Origin of the sequence: Enterobacter sp. CC120223-11, from assembly GCF_900215375.1 — a bacterium.
Classification (GTDB): Bacteria; Pseudomonadota; Gammaproteobacteria; order Enterobacterales; family Enterobacteriaceae; genus Scandinavium.
Map to the genome: position 1 here is coordinate 53,930 of NZ_OBEF01000012.1, position 18,186 is coordinate 72,115.

Below are 18,186 nucleotides of genomic sequence, written 5' to 3' on the forward strand. Positions count from 1 at the left end.
CCCCGCTTGTTGCACACTAAGTACAGATTCACGTCTCTTCAGGGGAATGCCATGACCATTTCGGAGTTGCTGCAATATTGCATGAACAAGCCGGGTGCTGAGCAGAGCGTGCACAGCGACTGGAAGGCCACGCAGATCAAGGTGTCTGACGTGCTGTTTGCGATGGTGAAAGAAGTGGAGGGGCGTCCGGCCACCTCGCTGAAAACCAGCCCGGAGTTGGCAGACTTACTGCGTGAGAAGCACAACGATGTGCGACCGAGCCAGCATCTCAACAAAGCGCACTGGAGCACGGTCTATCTCGACGGCTCACTGCCGGATTCACAAATCTATTTTCTGGTGGATGCGTCTTATCAGCAGGCGATGGGGCTGCTGCCGGAAACTGTCCGACAGCAGCTTTCAGAGTAATTACAGCAGAGGTTTCAGGAAGCGCGCCGTGTGGGAGGCTTCGCACTCCGCGACCGTTTCCGGCGTACCGGAGACGAGAATTTCCCCGCCGCCGCTGCCGCCTTCCGGGCCGAGATCGACAATCCAGTCCGCGGTTTTAATCACGTCCAGGTTGTGTTCGATAACCACGATGGTATTGCCCTGATCGCGCAGCTGATGCAGTACTTCCAGTAGCTGCTGAATATCGGCAAAGTGCAGACCGGTGGTCGGCTCATCGAGGATATACAGCGTCTGGCCCGTGCCGCGTTTTGACAGCTCGCGCGCCAGCTTCACGCGCTGCGCTTCACCGCCAGAGAGCGTGGTGGCAGACTGCCCCAGGCGAATATACGTCAGGCCAACGTCCATCAAGGTTTGCAGCTTGCGCGCCAGCGCAGGCACGGCATCAAAGAACTCCCGGGCTTCTTCAATGGTCATGTCCAGCACTTCGTGGATGGTTTTGCCCTTGTACTTAATCTCCAGCGTTTCGCGGTTATAGCGCTTGCCCTTGCACTGGTCGCACGGCACGTAGATGTCCGGCAGGAAGTGCATCTCCACCTTGATCACGCCGTCGCCCTGACAGGCTTCACAGCGCCCGCCGCGCACGTTAAAGCTGAAACGGCCAGGCGTGTAGCCGCGTGAACGCGATTCAGGCACGCCAGCGAACAGCTCACGTACGGGCGTGAATACGCCTGTATAGGTTGCCGGGTTTGAACGCGGTGTGCGGCCAATCGGGCTCTGGTCGATGTCGATGACTTTATCGAAATGCTCCAGGCCGCTGATTTCACGGTATGGCGCAGGTTCTGCAAGCGTTGCACCGTTGAGCGCCGTCTGCGCAATCGGGAACAGCGTGTCGTTAATCAGCGTCGATTTTCCTGAACCAGACACCCCGGTCACACAGGTGAACAGGCCAACCGGCACCGTCAGCGTCACGTCTTTCAGGTTGTTGCCACGCGCGCCAGTGAGCTTCAGGACTTTTTCCGGATTGGCAGGCACACGCTCTTTCGGTACTTCGATTTTGCGCTTGCCGCTCATGAACTGCCCGGTCAGCGATTCCGGCACGGCCATAATCGCTTCAAGGGGGCCTTCGGCGACCACTTCACCGCCGTGTACGCCAGCGCCAGGGCCGATATCAATGACGTGGTCTGCCGCGCGAATAGCGTCTTCATCATGCTCAACCACGATCACCGTGTTGCCGAGATTACGCAGGTGAATCAGCGTCCCGAGCAGGCGTTCGTTATCGCGCTGGTGCAGGCCGATGGAGGGCTCATCCAGCACGTACATCACGCCAACCAGCCCCGCGCCAATCTGGCTTGCCAGACGGATACGCTGGGCTTCGCCGCCGGAGAGCGTTTCCGCCGAGCGGGAAAGCGTCAGGTAGTTCAGGCCGACGTTGACAAGGAACTTCAGGCGATCGCCAATCTCTTTCAGTACTTTTTCGGCGATTTTTGCGCGCTGACCGGAAAGCTTCATGTTATTGAAGAAGTCCATCGCGTGGCCGATGCTCATGTCGGAAATGGTTGGCAGCGCCGTGTTTTCCACAAACACGTGGCGCGCTTCGCGGTTCAGACGGGTGCCGTCACAGCTGGTGCACGGGCGATTGCTGATGAACTTCGCCAGCTCTTCACGCACGGCGTTAGATTCAGTTTCTTTGTAGCGGCGCTCCATATTGTGCAGCACGCCTTCGAACGGATGACGGCGCACGGAGGTGTCGCCACGATCGTTCATGTATTTGAATTCAATCGACTCTTTTCCTGAACCGTACAGCACCACTTTTTGCACGTGGGCGTTCAGGCTGCCCCACGGGGCTTCGACGTCGAATTCATAATGCTCCGCCAGCGAGCGCAGCATCTGGAAGTAGTAGAAGTTACGACGATCCCAGCCGCGAATGGCGCCGCCCGCGAGCGAGAGTTCCGGATTCTGGATGATGCGGTCCGGGTCGAAATATTGCTGCACGCCGAGGCCGTCGCAGGTCGGGCAGGCGCCCGCCGGGTTGTTGAACGAGAACAGACGCGGTTCCAGTTCGCGCATGCTGTAGCCGCAAATCGGGCAGGCAAAGTTGGCGGAGAACAGCAGCTCTTCTGCTTTCTCATCGTCCATATCGGCGACGATGGCGGTGCCACCGGAAAGCTCCAGCGCAGTTTCAAAGGACTCCGCCAGGCGCTGTGCCAGGTCTTCGCGCACCTTAAAGCGGTCAATCACCACTTCGATGGTGTGCTTTTTTTGCAGTTCGAGCTTCGGCGGATCGGAAAGGTCGCAGACTTCACCGTCGATACGGGCGCGGATGTAACCCTGGCTTGCCAGGTTTTCCAGCGTTTTGGTGTGCTCGCCTTTACGCTCTTTGATGACCGGTGCCAGCAGCATCAGGCGTTTGCCTTCCGGCTGAGACAGCACGTTATCCACCATCTGGCTGACGGTTTGCGCGGCCAGCGGAACGTCGTGATCCGGACAGCGCGGCTCGCCCACGCGGGCATACAGCAGACGCAGGTAGTCGTGAATTTCCGTGATGGTCCCCACGGTGGAACGTGGGTTGTGCGACGTGGATTTCTGTTCAATAGAGATGGCAGGCGACAGACCTTCAATATGGTCAACGTCGGGCTTTTCCATCAGCGACAGGAACTGACGCGCATAGGCAGAGAGTGATTCAACATAGCGCCGCTGCCCTTCGGCATACAGCGTATCAAACGCCAGCGAAGATTTACCTGACCCCGAAAGCCCGGTCACGACGATCAGTTTGTCGCGAGGGATGACGAGGTTGATGTTTTTGAGATTATGGGTGCGGGCGCCCCGAACTTCGATCTTATCCATTCACCTTTCCCGGTAGAGACTCGGCATGCAGGTTTGTCAGAGAGACAAACGGCAGAAACGGCTAATTATGACACAGTTTAACCTGAATGAATATACAGTACTGGAATCGTGCTTCCACGTTTCGCTGCAACGAAAGTTGTCCGCATCAGTTTCCTGGAATCAGGCTCGCAAACTATCAAAGGGCCGCTTTGTAATGTTAGAATCCCCCGCTTAAACTATTCAGTATCATTTTCAGGAGACACGATCATGGCCAGCAGAGGCGTAAACAAGGTGATTCTCGTCGGTAATCTGGGCCAGGACCCGGAAGTACGCTACATGCCGAGTGGTGGTGCAGTGGCCAACATTACGCTGGCGACTTCCGAATCCTGGCGTGATAAAGCGACCGGCGAAATGAAAGAGCAGACAGAATGGCACCGCGTAGTGCTGTTCGGCAAACTGGCCGAAGTGGCCGGTGAATATCTGCGTAAAGGTTCTCAGGTTTATATTGAAGGCCAGCTGCGTACCCGTAAATGGACCGATCAGTCCGGCGCTGAAAAATACACCACCGAAGTTGTGGTGAACGTTGGCGGCACCATGCAGATGCTCGGCGGCCGTCAGGGCGGCGGTGCACCGGCAGGTGGTGGTCAGCAGCAGGGTGGCTGGGGCCAGCCACAGCAGCCTCAGGGCGGCGGCAACCAGTTCAGCGGCGGCGCGCAGTCTCGCCCGCAGCAGCCTTCTTCTGCACCGGCTCCGTCTAACGAACCGCCGATGGACTTCGACGACGACATCCCGTTCTGATAACGGCGAACCTTGTCTGACAGAAATGTCGCATAAAAAAAGCGCTTACCTTCGGGAAGCGCTTTTTTATTGGGTATTCAGATGTTGTGTGAGACTCAACTCACCATCACCGGCCACTCCGGCGGGGTCTGACTCATCACTTCAATCATGACATCTTTGATGTTGTTCCAGACCAGCGCCATATCGACGAGGGTGATGCCTAACAGGCCAGTAGCAAACCAGCAGGCGGCAGCGACGCCAAGCAGGCTGGAGATCACCGCCAGACCGGCATAATCAGATTTACGGAACTGAATTTTCAGCGTGCTGGCAAGAAACATCAGCACGGCGCTCACGAGCGGCCAGCGCAGGAGAACCATGCCGGTAGTGACAGAAACCATTAAATGAACCCTCAGAGAACGGAGCCAGGAATAGCGCGGCGTGGCTCAGTTGCAACACACTCTGGCTATCGGCAGGCATCGACCAATGCAATGAAACACCGTTTTGTGTTTCACAAGATAATGTGAACTATATCACGTTTGTCTTTTTATTCGCCACTGGTATGGTAAAAAAATCCATCAGTTGAAGGCCGGGTCAGTGTGGATAACATTCATCTGAAGAATATATTCTTCACGGATGCAGAGAGGGGTTGTTTGACAATTCAGTAAGATAGCAAAGTGTGACGAAAGTTAAGTATTTGTACAATATTTACATTGTGAAATAGTTGGCTTATGCTTTCTGGACAATATATTTTACTTGCGATCAATTAATCAGTTATTGATTTTATTGGCTATTTTAATATTTTGTACTTCTTTTTAGACAATACACTCATTTTTGTTAGTTTTAGCTTACAGCTTATGATTAACCTCTGCTTAATCATGCAAATCAGTGTCTGATTTATTCATTGCGGGTTTTGTCATTCATTAACGAACCTGTGATCGAAAAATGAGAAAAGAGAAACTACACACAGCAATCAACGATGCTGAGCTTTGCCTGCATCGCCTGGCGAAGCTTATGCCCGGGTTGTCTGCACACCGGACGCTGGCTGATGTCCTGCAGCTGATTCATGACGTCTTTGGCGCGCGCCTCTCCTGGATCATGCTGGAGACGGACGAACTGCGCCATTTAGAAGTTTTGGGCGATCGGCTGGAGAGCGGCAGGGCTGAGGGGCTTCTGGCCGCTTTGCGTCTGCATCAGACGCCGTGGCGGGTAAAGTGCTGGCACCGGGACGTGGGCAAACTGCTCTATTCCGAAGGTCATCCGCTGGCTGAGGAATTAAAGTGTGGTGTACTTTGCCGAATATTCCCGATGCAGGACGATGCGCGCGCTTTCCTTTTTCTCGCATTCGATCAACCATTATTGGCACCGGCTGTGCTGCGCAGCGTGGCGCAGATAATTGCCGAAAAACTCCATGATTCCATGACGGAGATTATTTCCCGGGAACGCACCGCCGTAGAATTAAAAAACATCATTAATCAATACCGAATGCTTTTCGACAGAGCACCGGTATTAATGAATTCGTTTGATAAACATAACCGCTGTACATTATGGAACGGTGAATGTGAACGGGTATTTGGCTGGACGCTGGAAGAATTAAATCGTCAGCCCGATCCGCTGGCGCTGTTTTATCCCGACCCCGATGTGCGTCGGCGCGTGCGCGAGTCTGTTAATGTCACCCCCACCCTCGAAATGCATGAATGGTATCCCCATCGCCGCGACGGCACGGTGCTGGCGACGCTGTGGTCTAATATCCTGTTACCGGATGGCGAAATCATGAATATTGGGGTGGATATTACCGAACGCAAACGGGCGGAAAATCTGCTGGCGTTGCAGGCGACCACCGATGCGCTAACCCGCTGCTACAACCGGCTGGCTATCCTCGATCACCTTCAGCACTGCCTGGATAACTGCCACTCTGAACAGCATGACTCGCATTTTGTGATGCTGATGATCGACCTGGATCACTTCAAGCAGATCAATGACCGCTGGGGCCATCTCGTTGGCGATGACGTACTGGTCTATTTCTGTCAGAACATTCGCCAACAGTGCGAAGGGGCACCCAGACTGGGGCGACTGGGGGGAGAAGAGTTTCTTCTGTTACTTCCCATTGCTGATAGCGGCGAAGCGCTTGCGTTCACCGACAAGCTTCGTGCGCAACTTTGTGCAGAACCCTTCATGATTGGGGAAGCGGCAGTCACGCTCTCTTTTAGCGCCGGTGCCATTGTGGTGGCGCGAAATAACCATGAGCGGGCGGTTTTATTAACCCTCGTGGATAATGCACTTTATGATGCCAAACGTACCGGTCGTGGTAAAACGGTGATTGCCTTGCCAACAGCTTAATGCGGAATGTGGGCGGTATTGCCTCTCCGCCTGCTAATTTTATCGGGCTTCACTGATTTTCATTTTGCCTGTGTTTTACACAGCAATATCACCAAACGTTTAATAAATAGTGGACTTAATAAAAACGTCGGCACGACTTTTAGTTTGCCTTACGGGAAAATATTATCGTCATAACTAAATATTCGATTTTTGAAGGTAAAAGACGGTTGCTAATGTTGAATGATTCATGCAACGTAATCACCTGTCAGAAAGCGTCCAGCCTGAATGTCAGGCACATAAAATGCAGGGATATCAGGCTGAATATGAATCAGAGTGCGCGAAGCAACGTGCTGAGGGGCTTGGGGGTGATCATCGTCGTGCTCTTGCCGGTGATGCTTGCGCTTTGGTTTTCGCAGCTCCGTGCCGAGTCTGAAACCCATAACCAGCTTCGAACCTATGCCCGTATTGCACTGAATAAAACGGAATCGGTGATACATCAGGCCGATCTTGCCCGGGATGCCGCTGAGCGTTACACCGGTGCTATTTGCTCGCCAGAACATCAAAAGCAGATGTTAAATATTGTTCGCGGGCGGCTATATGTTGAAGATTTAATTTACGCTGAGAATAACCAGTTTATCTGTTCGACCTCTGTGCGTCCCGCTCAGCGCTGGTCAATGCCTGCACCGAATTACCGGCGAGGCCCTGCGGTTGCCATTTATTATTACCGCGACACGCCTTTTTATCCCGGCTACCAAATGACCTACATGCAGCGTAGGAATTATGTGGCGGTGATTAATCCTCTCTCGTGGGGAGAAATCGTTACCGACGATAGCAGCCTGGCGTTTGGCGTGTATGACACTAAAACCAATGCCTTTTTCTCTGTTAGTGAAAACACTAATCCACAGACGTTAAAGCCGCTTATACGTGATGTGGATTATGCCTTCCAGAGTGATGGCCGGTTTTACACCATTGCACGTTCTGAGCGCCGCCCTGTTGCCGTTATTGTTTCATCTTCAGATTCACGCTATTACCAGAACCTGCGTCATCAGACGACGCTGACGCTGCCGCTTGGGTTAATTTGCAGCATTTTGTTGCTGCTGGTCTGGAGCCGTTCACGTCGACGCTTTAATTCACCGAAGCGGCTTTTACAGCGTGCGCTGAACAGGCAGCAGCTGAGGCTGCACTATCAGCCCATTATTGATATCAAACATAATGAATGCGTGGGGGCGGAAGCATTGCTTCGCTGGCCCGGGTTTGATGGCCCGGTGATGAGCCCGGCCGAATTTATTCCGCTGGCGGAGAAAGAAGGCTTAATTGAACAGGTGACGGATTACGTGGTGGAGGCCGTGTTTGCCGATTTAGGTGATTTTCTGCAGAACAACCCGAAGCTGTATGTCTCCATTAATCTGTCGGCCTCAGACTTTCACTCTTCACGCCTGATCGCGATGATCTCTGATAAAGCTCAGGAGCACAGAGTGCGCGCCCAGCAGATCAAAATCGAAGTGACGGAGCGAGGATTTATTGATGTGGCGAAAACCACGCCGGTGATTCAGGCATTCCGCCAGGCGGGTTACGAGGTGGCGATCGATGATTTTGGCACCGGCTACTCCAACCTTCACAATCTCTATTCCCTGAATGTCGACATTCTGAAAATTGATAAATCCTTTGTCGACACGCTCACCACCAACAGCACCAGCCACCTGATTGCCGAGCATATCATCGATATGGCGCAAAGCCTGCGGCTGAAAACGATCGCGGAAGGGGTGGAAACCGCCGAGCAGGTTAACTGGCTGCTCAAGCGTGGGGTGCAGTACTGTCAGGGCTGGCACTTTGCGAAAGCCATGCCGCCGCAGGAGTTTGTTCAGTGGCAACAGGGCTCAGCGCAGGGGGCGAAGCCGCAGGTGGCTCACGCCGAAATCTGATGGCGATAGTCGCTCGGCGTGCGGTCGAACTCCCGGCGGAAGACCCGCGAAAAGGTCTGCTGCGACACGTAACCTAAATCCATCGCAATATCAAAAATCGGCCGCTTGGTGGTGCGCAGCGCTTCTGCGGCCATCAGTAACCGGCGCTGACGAATGTAATCCCCCAGCGTCTGGTGCATCACCGTGCGAAACATCCGCTGCAGATACCACTTCGAATAGCCTGATTTTTTTGCCACCACGTCGATGTTAAGCGGCTGATCAATATGATCATCAATCCATTCAGTCAGGGTTTCAATGATGTCGTGATGGGACATAAGCGGCCTCTCTCTCACATTTTCGATTCGTCGTTTGGTCTGCGGGCGAGTATAATTCCTCAAGTTAACTTGAGGTAAAGCGCTTTATGGAAAAGAAATCCCCCCGCATAAAATCGCTGCTGACGCCGGGCGAAGTGGCAAAACGCAGCGGCGTGGCCGTCTCGGCGCTGCATTTCTATGAAAGCAAAGGACTCATTGAAAGCACGCGCAACGGCGGCAATCAGCGCCGTTACCGGCGTGATGTGCTGCGTTATGTGGCGATCATTAAGATTGCCCAGCGTATCGGCATTCCGCTTTCCACCATCAGCGATGCGCTGGGGGTATTGCCAGAAGGGCATAATCTCAGCCCCAAAGCCTGGAAACAGCTGTCGTCAAAATGGCGTGAAGAACTGGACGAGCGTATCCATACGCTGACCGCGCTGCGCGACCAACTGGATGGCTGCATCGGCTGTGGCTGCCTGTCTCATCGTGATTGTCCGCTGCGCAACCCCGGCGATATGCTGAGTGAGAAAGGGCCAGGGGCGCATTTCCCGGATGAGAACGACTGAAAAAACTAAAGCGCCACAATTGGGCGCTTTAGTTGTTTTCCGGTCTTTGTCTTTCTCTCTATCCCGCTGGTACACGGGAGGGTTTCCCCCGACATCAGTACGCCTCAGTCGATCAAAAGTGGTTGGAGGTTCCGGTTTGTACTGACACTTTAAGTCTATGCCGAACCCCTTTTTTTGCCACCTGAAAGGGTGATTTTTTCGCCGAAATTTTTCCCGCCTTGCACCACAGTTCCTATAGTTATTTTGAACAACTCACAGGAGATCTCCATGCTGACCGTGCATCATCTGAATCTTTCGCGTTCCCAACGCGTGCTCTGGGCTTTAGAAGAGCTGGAGCTGCCCTACCAGATTGTGCGCTATCAGCGTGAGCCAACGATGCTGGCACCTGAAGCGCTGAAAAAGGTGCACCCTCTGGGCAAGTCACCGGTGCTGGAAGACGAGGGTACGATCCTCGCCGAGTCCGGGGCGATTCTGGAATATATTCAGGAAACGCGCGACCCGGAACAGCGCCTGAAGCCGCAGAGCCCGCAGGACAACATTCAATATCGCTTCTGGCTCCACTATGCCGAAGGTTCACTGATGCCGATGCTGCTGATGAAGCTGGTGTTCGGCAGCCTCGGCAAGCCACCGGTGCCCATCGGGCTGCGAACGGTGGGAAAAATTCTCGGGCAGGGCGTACAGAAGGCGTACCTCAACAAGCAGTTGGCAACCCACGCGGCCTTTATTGAAGAGCATCTGGCGCAAAACACCTGGTTTGCCGGGGAGCAACTGAGCATGGCCGACATCCAGATGAGCTATCCGGCGATGGCACTGCTGGCGAGAGGCGGTCAGGGTGATTTACCGCATCTGACGGCGTGGAAAAAACGCGTCGAAATGCGTCCGGCCTGGCAGCGGGCCATTCAGCAGGGTGGCCCGCTCGACTTTCCCGGAGGGTGATTCATCATCATAAAAAGCGATGACCGGGCGAAATGAAAATAATCTGCCATAAAATTGTTGCCAGATTGCGCAGGGACGATATCGTTTGCGCATACGTTGGCGATTTCTTCGCCGTCATAAGCGAAATTTAGCGAAATGACGCAAACATCAGTTGAAAAGGGCAGCGCAAAAGCCAGATAATCGTTTGCCTTTTTTGCCCGCCCTGGTTTTCTTATGGATAAACCGCAGGGCAGGTCACATTGAATACCGTTTTTGTCTGCGCGGAGTTAATCGTTTGCTTTTTTGTGGCTCCCCTTAGCCGCGATGTAGCACAGGGAGATGACGCTTAGCTGGCAGTGGATTGTCCCTCACGCAGACGGACGAATGATAAAAACTCTCAGGGGATGTTTTCTATGTCTACGCCTTCAGCGCGTACCGGCGGTCTGGACGCCTGGTTCAAAATTTCAGCTCGTGGCAGTACCGTACGTCAGGAGATTGTTGCCGGTTTAACCACCTTCCTGGCGATGGTCTACTCCGTTATCGTCGTGCCGGGCATGCTCGGCAAAGCGGGCTTCCCGCCAGCCGCCGTCTTCGTGGCAACCTGCCTGGTCGCGGGTGTGGGTTCACTGGTGATGGGTCTGTGGGCCAACTTACCGCTGGCCATTGGCTGCGCCATCTCGCTGACCGCGTTTACCGCATTCAGCCTGGTACTTGGTCAGCACATCAGTATTCCTGTTGCCCTGGGCGCCGTGTTCCTGATGGGTGTGCTGTTTACGGTGATTTCCGCCACCGGCATCCGTAGCTGGATCCTGCGCAACCTGCCGCAGGGCGTTGCGCACGGGACCGGCATCGGTATCGGCCTGTTCCTGCTGCTGATTGCGGCGAACGGCGTGGGCCTGGTTGTTAAAAACCCGCTGGACGGCCTGCCGGTGGCTCTCGGCCACTTCGCAAGCTTCCCGGTGATCATGTCGCTGATTGGCCTGGCGGTGATCATCGGTCTGGAAAAAATGAAAGTGCCGGGCGGCATTCTGCTGACCATTATCGGCGTCTCCGTCGTCGGCCTGATTTTTGATCCGAGCGTGCATTTCTCCGGCATCTTCGCTATGCCTTCTCTCAGCGATGAGCACGGCAACTCGCTGATTGGCAGCCTGGATATCATGGGTGCGTTGAACCCGGTTGTTCTGCCAAGCGTGCTGGCGCTGGTGATGACCGCGGTGTTTGACGCCACGGGCACCATCCGTGCGGTAGCCGGTCAGGCGAACCTGCTGGATAAAGACGGGCAGATCATCAACGGCGGTAAAGCGCTGACCACCGACTCCCTGAGCAGCGTGTTCTCTGGCCTGGTGGGCGCGGCCCCGGCGGCGGTGTACATCGAATCCGCAGCGGGTACGGCGGCAGGCGGCAAAACCGGCCTGACGGCGATCACCGTCGGCGTACTGTTCCTGCTGATCCTGTTCCTCTCCCCGCTCTCCTACCTGGTGCCTGCCTACGCCACCGCTCCGGCGCTGATGTACGTGGGTCTGCTGATGCTGAGCAACGTGGCGAAAATCGACTTCGCTGACTTCGTTGACGCGATGTCTGGCCTGATCACGGCGGTATTTATCGTCCTGACCTGTAACATCGTTACCGGCATCATGATCGGTTTCGCGACCCTGGTGATTGGCCGCGTGGTCTCCGGTGAGTGGCGCAAGCTGAACATCGGCACCGTGGTGATTGCCCTGGCACTGGTAGCCTTCTATGCAGGCGGCTGGGCGATTTAAGCCCTCCGGCTGTGCATAAAAACGGGTGGCTTCGGCCGCCCGTTTTTGTTTTTTCAGATGCGTTCAGGGCAGAAGCGCTGCGACTGAGAGCGCACGATAAGTCATTCAACTCAATGAATTGTTTAACCTTTGCTATTTTAGGGAACATCCTGTTGTGCTTTGCGATAAGCTGAAAGGCGTATTATCAGACACAGCATAAGAGTTAAGACAACGCATACAGGGATAGCATGGAAATTTTCTTCACAATACTGATCATGACCCTCGTGGTCTCTCTCTCCGGGGTCGTTACCCGCGTCTTGCCCTTTCAGGTTCCGCTGCCGTTGATGCAAATCTTCATCGGGGCGGCGCTGGCGTGGCCGACCTTTGGCCTGCACGTTGAGTTTGACCCGGAGTTGTTCCTCGTCCTCTTCATTCCACCGCTGCTGTTTGCCGACGGCTGGAAGACGCCGACCCGCGAGTTTATCGAGCACGGACGAGAGATTTTTGGCCTGGCGCTGGCGTTAGTCCTGGTGACGGTGGTCGGGATTGGTTTTCTGATTTACTGGGTGGTGCCAGGCATTCCGCTGATCCCGGCGTTTGCGCTGGCGGCGGTGCTGTCGCCGACCGATGCGGTGGCGCTCTCCGGCATCGTAGGCGAAGGGCGCATCCCGAAAAAAATTATGGGCATTTTGCAGGGCGAGGCGCTGATGAACGACGCCTCCGGCCTGGTGTCGCTGAAGTTTGCCGTCGCCGTGGTGATGGGGACGATGATCTTTACCGTTGGTGGGGCCACGCTCGAATTTTTCAAAGTCGCGACTGGCGGCATTCTGGCAGGCTTTATCGTCAGCTGGCTCTATGGGCGTTCCCTGCGATTCCTCAGCCGCTGGGGCGGTGACGAACCGGCCACGCAGATTGTGCTGCTGTTCCTGCTGCCGTTCGCTTCATACCTGATTGCCGAACACATCGGCGTGTCGGGCATTCTCGCCGCTGTCGCCGCCGGGATGACCATTACCCGTTCAGGCGTGATGCGTACCGCGCCGCTGGCAATGCGCCTGCGTGCGAACAGCACCTGGGCGATGCTGGAGTTTGTGTTCAACGGCATGGTGTTCCTGCTGCTCGGCTTGCAGCTGCCGGGCATTCTTGAGTCCTCGCTGGTGGCGGCCGAAGCCGATCCGAACGTGGAAACCTGGATGCTGTTTGCCGACATCATCCTGATTTATGCGGCGCTGATGCTGGTGCGCTTTGGCTGGCTGTGGACCATGCAGCGCTTCAGCCAGCGCTTCCTGAAAAAGAAACCGATGGAGTTTGGCAGCTGGACCACGCGTGAACTGCTGATTGCCACGTTTGCGGGTGTGCGTGGGGCAATTACCCTGGCCGGTGTGCTGTCGATTCCGCTGCTGCTTTCCGATGGCAACGTCTTCCCGGCCCGCTACGAACTGGTGTTCCTGGCGGCGGGTGTGATCCTGTTCTCGCTGTTTGTGGCGGTAATACTGATGCCGATTTTGCTGCGTCATATTGAAGTGGCTGACCACTCGCAGCAGCACAAAGAGGAGCGTCTGGCGCGTGCCGCAACGGCGGACGTGGCGATTGTCGCCATCCAGAAGATGGAAGAGCGTCTGGCGCAGGACACCAAAGAGAACATCGATAACCAGCTGCTGACGGAGGTCAGTTCCCGCGTAATCGGTAACCTGCGCCGCCGTGCCGACGGGCGTAACGATGTGGAAACCTCCATGCTGGAAGAGAGCCTCGAACGCCGTTTCCGCCTTGCGGCGCTGCGCTCCGAGCGTGGTGAGCTGTACCATCTGCGCGCCACCCGCCAAATCAGCAACGAAACGCTGCAAAAGTTGCTGCACGACCTCGATTTGCTGGAAGCGCTGCTGATAGAAGATCAGTAATTTCCCCAAAAAAAGAGCCGCCTCCAGGGCGGCTCAAAGGGGGGAACAATCAACCGCTATTGCAGGTCGACGTCTTTACTGCCAAAGAACCAGGTCAGCACAAAACCAGCAGCATAAGAAATCAGGATGCCCGCCACGTAAACCGCCATCCCGGCAAAGATGCCTTGTGATGAGGTCATCAGCGGAATCGACACCAGGCCAGACGGGCCGAACACGGTGTTCAGGCCAATAGGCAAGCCCATCCAGGACACCAGACCGATAAAGAATCCACCGACCGCGCCACCGATACAGGCTGTCACGAACGGTTTCAGGCGCGGCAGGGTGACGCCGTAAATCAGCGGTTCGCCGATGCCGAGCAGGCCCGGGAAGATGGCGCCTTTAATCTGCGTGCGCAGCACGGAGCCGTGTTTGGCGCGGAAGTACAGGGCAAGCGATGCGCCTACCTGTCCGGCACCGGCCATCGCCAGAATCGGGAACAGGGAGTTGAAGCCCTGGGCGTCCATCAGCGCGAAGTACACCGGCACGAAGCCCTGGTGAATACCGAACACCACCGCAATCAGGAACAGGCCAGCCAGCACCGCGGTGCCAAACGGGTTGCCGTTGAGGTGCAGGAACAGCCAGGACATCCCTTTGAACAGCTCGCCGCCAATCGGCATGATGACGGTGAAGGTAATGGCCCCGGTGATCAGCAGCGTGATGGCGGAGGTCAGGATCATATCCAGCGAGTCGTGGATAAAACGGCGCACCTGGCGCTCAATCCATGCCCCTAGAATACAGGCCAGCAGCACGCCGATGATGTTGCCACGCGGGTCAATCGCCAGGCCGAAGAAGTCCTGCATCCCGGCGTAGTAGCCCACTTTGCCTTCCGGCACGTAGCGCAGAATAAATAGCGAGGCGATGATCGCGCCGTTCACGCCCGAACCGCCGAAGGCTTTTTGGGTGTTGAAGCCAATCAGAATGCTGAGGAAGGTAAACAGGCCAATGCTGAACACCTTCATATAGGCAATCAGATGCACCAGCCAGGCGGCCGGGGTTGCACCGTCAACCACAAAGATCTGCTGCAGCAGCGTGGCGATACCCAGCAGCAGGCCCGCGGCGATAAAACCGGGGATCAGCGGGGTGAAGATGGTCGCGAATTTGGTGAGGAAGTTGTGCACCGCGCTGTTCTGCTTGCCTTTCATCTTCGCCTTGTTTTCGCTGGCCTGTGATTTCAGATCGGCACCTGCCGCCGGGGCGATATCCTCACCATCGGCTTTGATCATCTCATTCATCATTTCGCTGGCGGTCTGTGCTTTGCCAGGGCCGAGGATGATTTGCAGCTGGTCGTCGCCGTTGATAACGCCCATCACGCCAGGCACGGCTTTCAGCTGATCGATATCGATAATATCGCGGTCGACAAGCGTCAGGCGCAGGCGCGTCATGCAGTTACCGCAGACGCTGATGTTGGCCTTGCCGCCTGCCAGCCGGAGCAGTTGCTCAACCATTGGGGCTGTGATTTTCGCCATGATTAGTTGCCCCCGATGCCCTGAATGGCGCTGCGAATAAAGCCGTTGTTTTTGGTGAGTATTTCGCTGGCTTCTGCTGCGTTAAGGCCGGCCAGAATCATCACGATAGCGGTCTTACAGTGGCGGTTGCAGGCACTCAGCGCAGCTTCTGCGGTGGCGGGATCGCACTCGGTCGCCTGTACCACGATATTCACCTGGCGCTGGAGCAGCTTGGCGTTGGTGGCTTCCACGTCGACCATCAGGTTGCCGAACACTTTGCCGGAGCGGATCATCGCGCCGGTGGTCAGCATATTCAGGATAAGTTTTTGCGCGGTGCCTGCTTTCATGCGGGAAGAACCGGTCACCACTTCTGCGCCGACCAGCGGCTCCATGGCGATGTCGGCCAGTTTGCCAATTTCGCTGCCGCGGTTGCAGGCGATTGCGCCTGTGGTTGCGCCCACGCTGCGGGCATAGTTCAGCGCGCCAATAACGTACGGAGTACGGCCGCTGGCGGCGATGCCGACGACCACGTCGCGCTCGTTCAGCGCCAGGTCACGCAGATCCTGCTCGCCGAGCTGGACGTTATCTTCGGCGTTTTCAACCGCCTGAAGAATCGCGGTGTGACCGCCAGCAATCAGGCCGACTACCATTTCGCGAGGCGTGCCGTAGGTTGGCGGGCATTCGCTGGCATCCAGAATACCCAGACGGCCCGAGGTGCCCGCGCCGCAGTAAATCAGGCGGCCGCCGCAGGCAAATGCTTTGGTTATCGCATCGACGGCCTGCGCGATAGCGGGCAGCTGTGCTTCCACCGCCAGCGCGACCTTCTGGTCTTCCGCGTTGATGACTTTCAGCATCTCCAGGGTGGAGAGGTTATCGATGTTTTCGCTCGCCTGGTTGCGGCTTTCGGTGGTCAGGGCGGATAAATCAATTTTCATAACGACCTCGATGAATAACGTGCTTAATGGATGGAATAATATATTCCTTAAAAAAATGATAGAAGTAATATTTTATCCCAAAGGCGGTTCTGTGATCTTTGTCACCCTGATGGTGTTACAGCCTGAAACAGGATGAAGAGGTGTAATACGCCCGGGGATGACTTATCATTTTACTCCCGGCTGAGCCTGCAAAACCGAGCGTTTTATGAAACACATCAACACCATCCTGCATAACAAAGCGCTGTTTACCCCCGGCGAGCGCAAGATTGCGGATTTCATTCTTGATAACCCCGGCCGCGTGAAGCAGTTCTCTTCGCCGGAGCTGGCGCAGGTGCTCGGCATCAGCCAGTCGAGCATCATTAAATTCGCCCAGAAGCTCGGCTTCAAGGGCTACACCAATTTCAAAATGGCGCTGGTGGAAGAGTGGGGTCAGCAGAGCACCGAGCGTAAAAACGATGTCGCCTGGATCCACAATGAAATCAGCAGCGAAGATACCTTCCCACAGATTGCGGAAAAGCTGCTGCTGGAGAAACAGCAGGCGCTGCGTGACACCACGAGCGCGCTTGATTTTACTACGCTGACTCAGGTTGTGGATTTGATCCGCGTTGCCGGACGCGTGCAAATCACGGCCATCGGGGGCTCCTCGCTTATCGCCAAAGACCTCGCCTATAAGCTGATGAAAATCGGCTATCCGGTGATGCATGAGATGGACAGCCATGTGCAGATCACCGTGGCGCAGTCGCTCACGGCGGCCGATTTGCAGATTGCCATTTCGTTCTCCGGTAACCGCCGTGAGGTGCAGGTTGCGGCGGAAGCCGCGAAAGCGCGCGGGGCAAAAGTGGTTGCGTTGACGTCGCTCCAGCACTCGCCGCTGCGTCAGGTGGCGGATCTCACTCTCGACACCCTTGCCGACGGCAGCAAAACCCACAGTTCGTCAATTTCCGTGCGCACGGCGCAGCATACGTTGATCGACCTGCTTTTCGTCTGCTTGCTTCAGCAGGGGGATGCCGGACGTCGTCAACTGGTTTCCGAGAGCCGGATACTGGTGGATAAGCTTTAAACGTTGCAGGCAGAACAGGGGAATGGCGAAGAGGGGAAAACATCGGAGGCCAGAAACCCAAAGCTGCTGACGGTGGAAACACCACGCGCCAGCTATCTTAAATCAGGCCTTCGGCGGCCAGAATCCCTCGCAGCATTTAAGCCACGCATGGGCGCTGTGGGAGAGGTAAGTGCCTTCACGCCAGATAAGCCCGAGCTGCCAGAGCAGCGGGCTGTCGAGTGGGATCCAGCGCAGGGTGTTTTTATCGAGCCGCTGGCAAATCGGCTCCGGCAAAATCGCCACGCCCACGCCCGCCTGCACCATCGCCGCCAGGAAATCCCACTGACCGCTGCGCACCGCAATCCGCGGTTTGACGTCGTGTTCGGAAAAGAGCTGCATCAGCTGGCGGCTGAGGGCGAAATCTTCGTTGTAAATCAATAGCGGATGCGCGGCGAGCTGCTCGGGGCTGATGGTTTCCACATTCAGCCACTCGCCGGAGCGTGGCACCAGCACGCAGAGCGGATGGCTGAACAGCGGCAGCGTGGCGAGGCCGCTCTCTTCATCCACGGGCAGAGCGGTCATTGCCACATCCAGCTCGCCGTTGACCACCGCCTGCTGCACGGTCAGGCCGCCAAACTCGGAAATTTTCAGCTCCACGCCGGGGTAGCTTTGACGAAACAGGCTAATAGGTCCCGCCATCAGCATGCCAACCATGGGAGGTATTCCGAGACGCAAAAGGCCTTTGTGCAGGTGATTGATGTCGCTGAGTTCGGCTTCCAGCTGACGAAATTCAGTCAGGATAGCCACGCCTCGCTCGAACACCACGCGCCCGGTATCGGTCAGCAGTAGCTTGCGGCCATCGCGAATGAGCAGGGTACAGTTGAGCTCATCTTCCAGATTTTTCAGCATCTTACTGATGGTGGGCTGGGTGACGAACAGCTTCTCAGCCGCGCGGGTGAAGCTCTGCTGGCGAACCACTTCCACGAAATAGCGCAGCGTTCTGATATCCATGATTATTCCTCGGAACTATACCTTCAATGATTTTAATTCATTTCAGTCGCAGTCGGCGGCTCACTATACTGAGCGCCTTCACTT

Annotated in this window: 15 protein-coding genes; 9 read left to right on the forward strand and 6 right to left on the reverse strand. The window is 55.8% G+C overall.

Annotated elements, in window-relative coordinates; genetic code table 11:
- Positions 1–51: 51 nt before the first annotated feature.
- Entirely contained in the window at positions 52–405 is a 354-nt protein-coding gene (locus CRO87_RS14645) for an MmcQ/YjbR family DNA-binding protein (protein WP_097163680.1), read from the forward strand.
- On the opposite strand, the gene uvrA is transcribed toward CRO87_RS14645, so the two are convergent.
- Positions 406–3,228, reverse strand: coding sequence for an excinuclease ABC subunit UvrA (gene uvrA / locus CRO87_RS14650; protein WP_097163681.1), 2,823 nt, complete (start codon positions 3,226–3,228; stop codon positions 406–408).
- A 246-nt stretch (positions 3,229–3,474) separates the two neighbouring features.
- Between uvrA and ssb1 the strand changes: the two genes are divergently transcribed.
- Positions 3,475–4,005 carry a single-stranded DNA-binding protein SSB1 gene (gene ssb1 / locus CRO87_RS14660; protein ID WP_097163682.1) on the forward strand — a complete coding sequence of 177 codons (531 nt, stop codon included), beginning with the start codon at positions 3,475–3,477 and terminating at the stop codon, positions 4,003–4,005.
- Positions 4,006–4,100: 95 nt separating this feature from the next.
- Here ssb1 and CRO87_RS14665 read toward each other — a convergent pair whose 3' ends face one another.
- Positions 4,101–4,382, reverse strand: coding sequence for a YjcB family protein (locus CRO87_RS14665; protein WP_097163683.1), 282 nt, complete (start codon positions 4,380–4,382; stop codon positions 4,101–4,103).
- Positions 4,383–4,926: 544 nt separating this feature from the next.
- On the opposite strand from CRO87_RS14665, the gene CRO87_RS14670 reads away from it, so the two are divergent.
- Both CRO87_RS14670 and CRO87_RS14675 read left to right on the forward strand, forming a co-directional pair.
- Positions 4,927–6,321: a sensor domain-containing diguanylate cyclase gene (locus tag CRO87_RS14670; protein ID WP_097163684.1), complete on the forward strand. Its 1,395-nt coding sequence runs from the start codon at positions 4,927–4,929 to the stop codon at positions 6,319–6,321.
- A gap of 302 nt (positions 6,322–6,623) precedes the next feature.
- On the forward strand, positions 6,624–8,222 hold the full coding sequence (locus tag CRO87_RS14675) for an EAL domain-containing protein (RefSeq protein WP_097163685.1): 1,599 nt from the start codon (positions 6,624–6,626) through the stop codon (positions 8,220–8,222).
- Here the strand turns inward: CRO87_RS14675 and soxS are convergent.
- A complete protein-coding gene (gene soxS, locus CRO87_RS14680; RefSeq protein WP_097163686.1) occupies positions 8,207–8,536 on the reverse strand; it encodes a superoxide response transcriptional regulator SoxS in 330 nt (109 codons plus the stop codon). The genes CRO87_RS14675 and soxS overlap by 16 nt on opposite strands.
- Positions 8,537–8,622: 86 nt before the next feature.
- Here soxS and soxR point away from each other — a divergent pair, with 86 nt between their 5' ends.
- The 4 genes from soxR to CRO87_RS14705 all read left to right on the forward strand — a co-directional run bounded on the left by soxR (position 8,623) and on the right by CRO87_RS14705 (position 13,633).
- A complete protein-coding gene (gene soxR, locus CRO87_RS14685) occupies positions 8,623–9,084 on the forward strand; it encodes a redox-sensitive transcriptional activator SoxR (protein ID WP_097163687.1) in 462 nt (153 codons plus the stop codon).
- 267 nt (positions 9,085–9,351) lie between these two features.
- Positions 9,352–10,020, forward strand: a complete 669-nt coding sequence (locus CRO87_RS14690; protein ID WP_097163688.1) for a glutathione S-transferase family protein — start codon at positions 9,352–9,354, stop codon at positions 10,018–10,020.
- 392 nt (positions 10,021–10,412) lie between these two features.
- A complete protein-coding gene (ghxP, locus tag CRO87_RS14700) occupies positions 10,413–11,759 on the forward strand; it encodes a guanine/hypoxanthine transporter GhxP (protein ID WP_097163689.1) in 1,347 nt (448 codons plus the stop codon).
- Between the two features lie 227 nt (positions 11,760–11,986).
- Entirely contained in the window at positions 11,987–13,633 is a 1,647-nt protein-coding gene (locus CRO87_RS14705; RefSeq protein WP_097163690.1) for a Na+/H+ antiporter, read from the forward strand.
- A gap of 56 nt (positions 13,634–13,689) precedes the next feature.
- Here CRO87_RS14705 and murP read toward each other — a convergent pair whose 3' ends face one another.
- Positions 13,690–15,138, reverse strand: coding sequence for a PTS N-acetylmuramic acid transporter subunit IIBC (gene murP / locus CRO87_RS14710; protein WP_097163691.1), 1,449 nt, complete (start codon positions 15,136–15,138; stop codon positions 13,690–13,692).
- A gap of 2 nt (positions 15,139–15,140) precedes the next feature.
- Positions 15,141–16,052, reverse strand: coding sequence for an N-acetylmuramic acid 6-phosphate etherase (gene murQ, locus CRO87_RS14715; protein ID WP_097163692.1), 912 nt, complete (start codon positions 16,050–16,052; stop codon positions 15,141–15,143).
- A 205-nt stretch (positions 16,053–16,257) separates the two neighbouring features.
- On the opposite strand from murQ, the gene CRO87_RS14720 reads away from it, so the two are divergent.
- A complete protein-coding gene (locus CRO87_RS14720; RefSeq protein WP_097163693.1) occupies positions 16,258–17,112 on the forward strand; it encodes an SIS domain-containing protein in 855 nt (284 codons plus the stop codon).
- A gap of 102 nt (positions 17,113–17,214) precedes the next feature.
- Here CRO87_RS14720 and CRO87_RS14725 read toward each other — a convergent pair whose 3' ends face one another.
- Positions 17,215–18,102 carry a LysR family transcriptional regulator gene (locus CRO87_RS14725; protein ID WP_097163694.1) on the reverse strand — a complete coding sequence of 296 codons (888 nt, stop codon included), beginning with the start codon at positions 18,100–18,102 and terminating at the stop codon, positions 17,215–17,217.
- Positions 18,103–18,186: the final 84 nt, after the last annotated feature.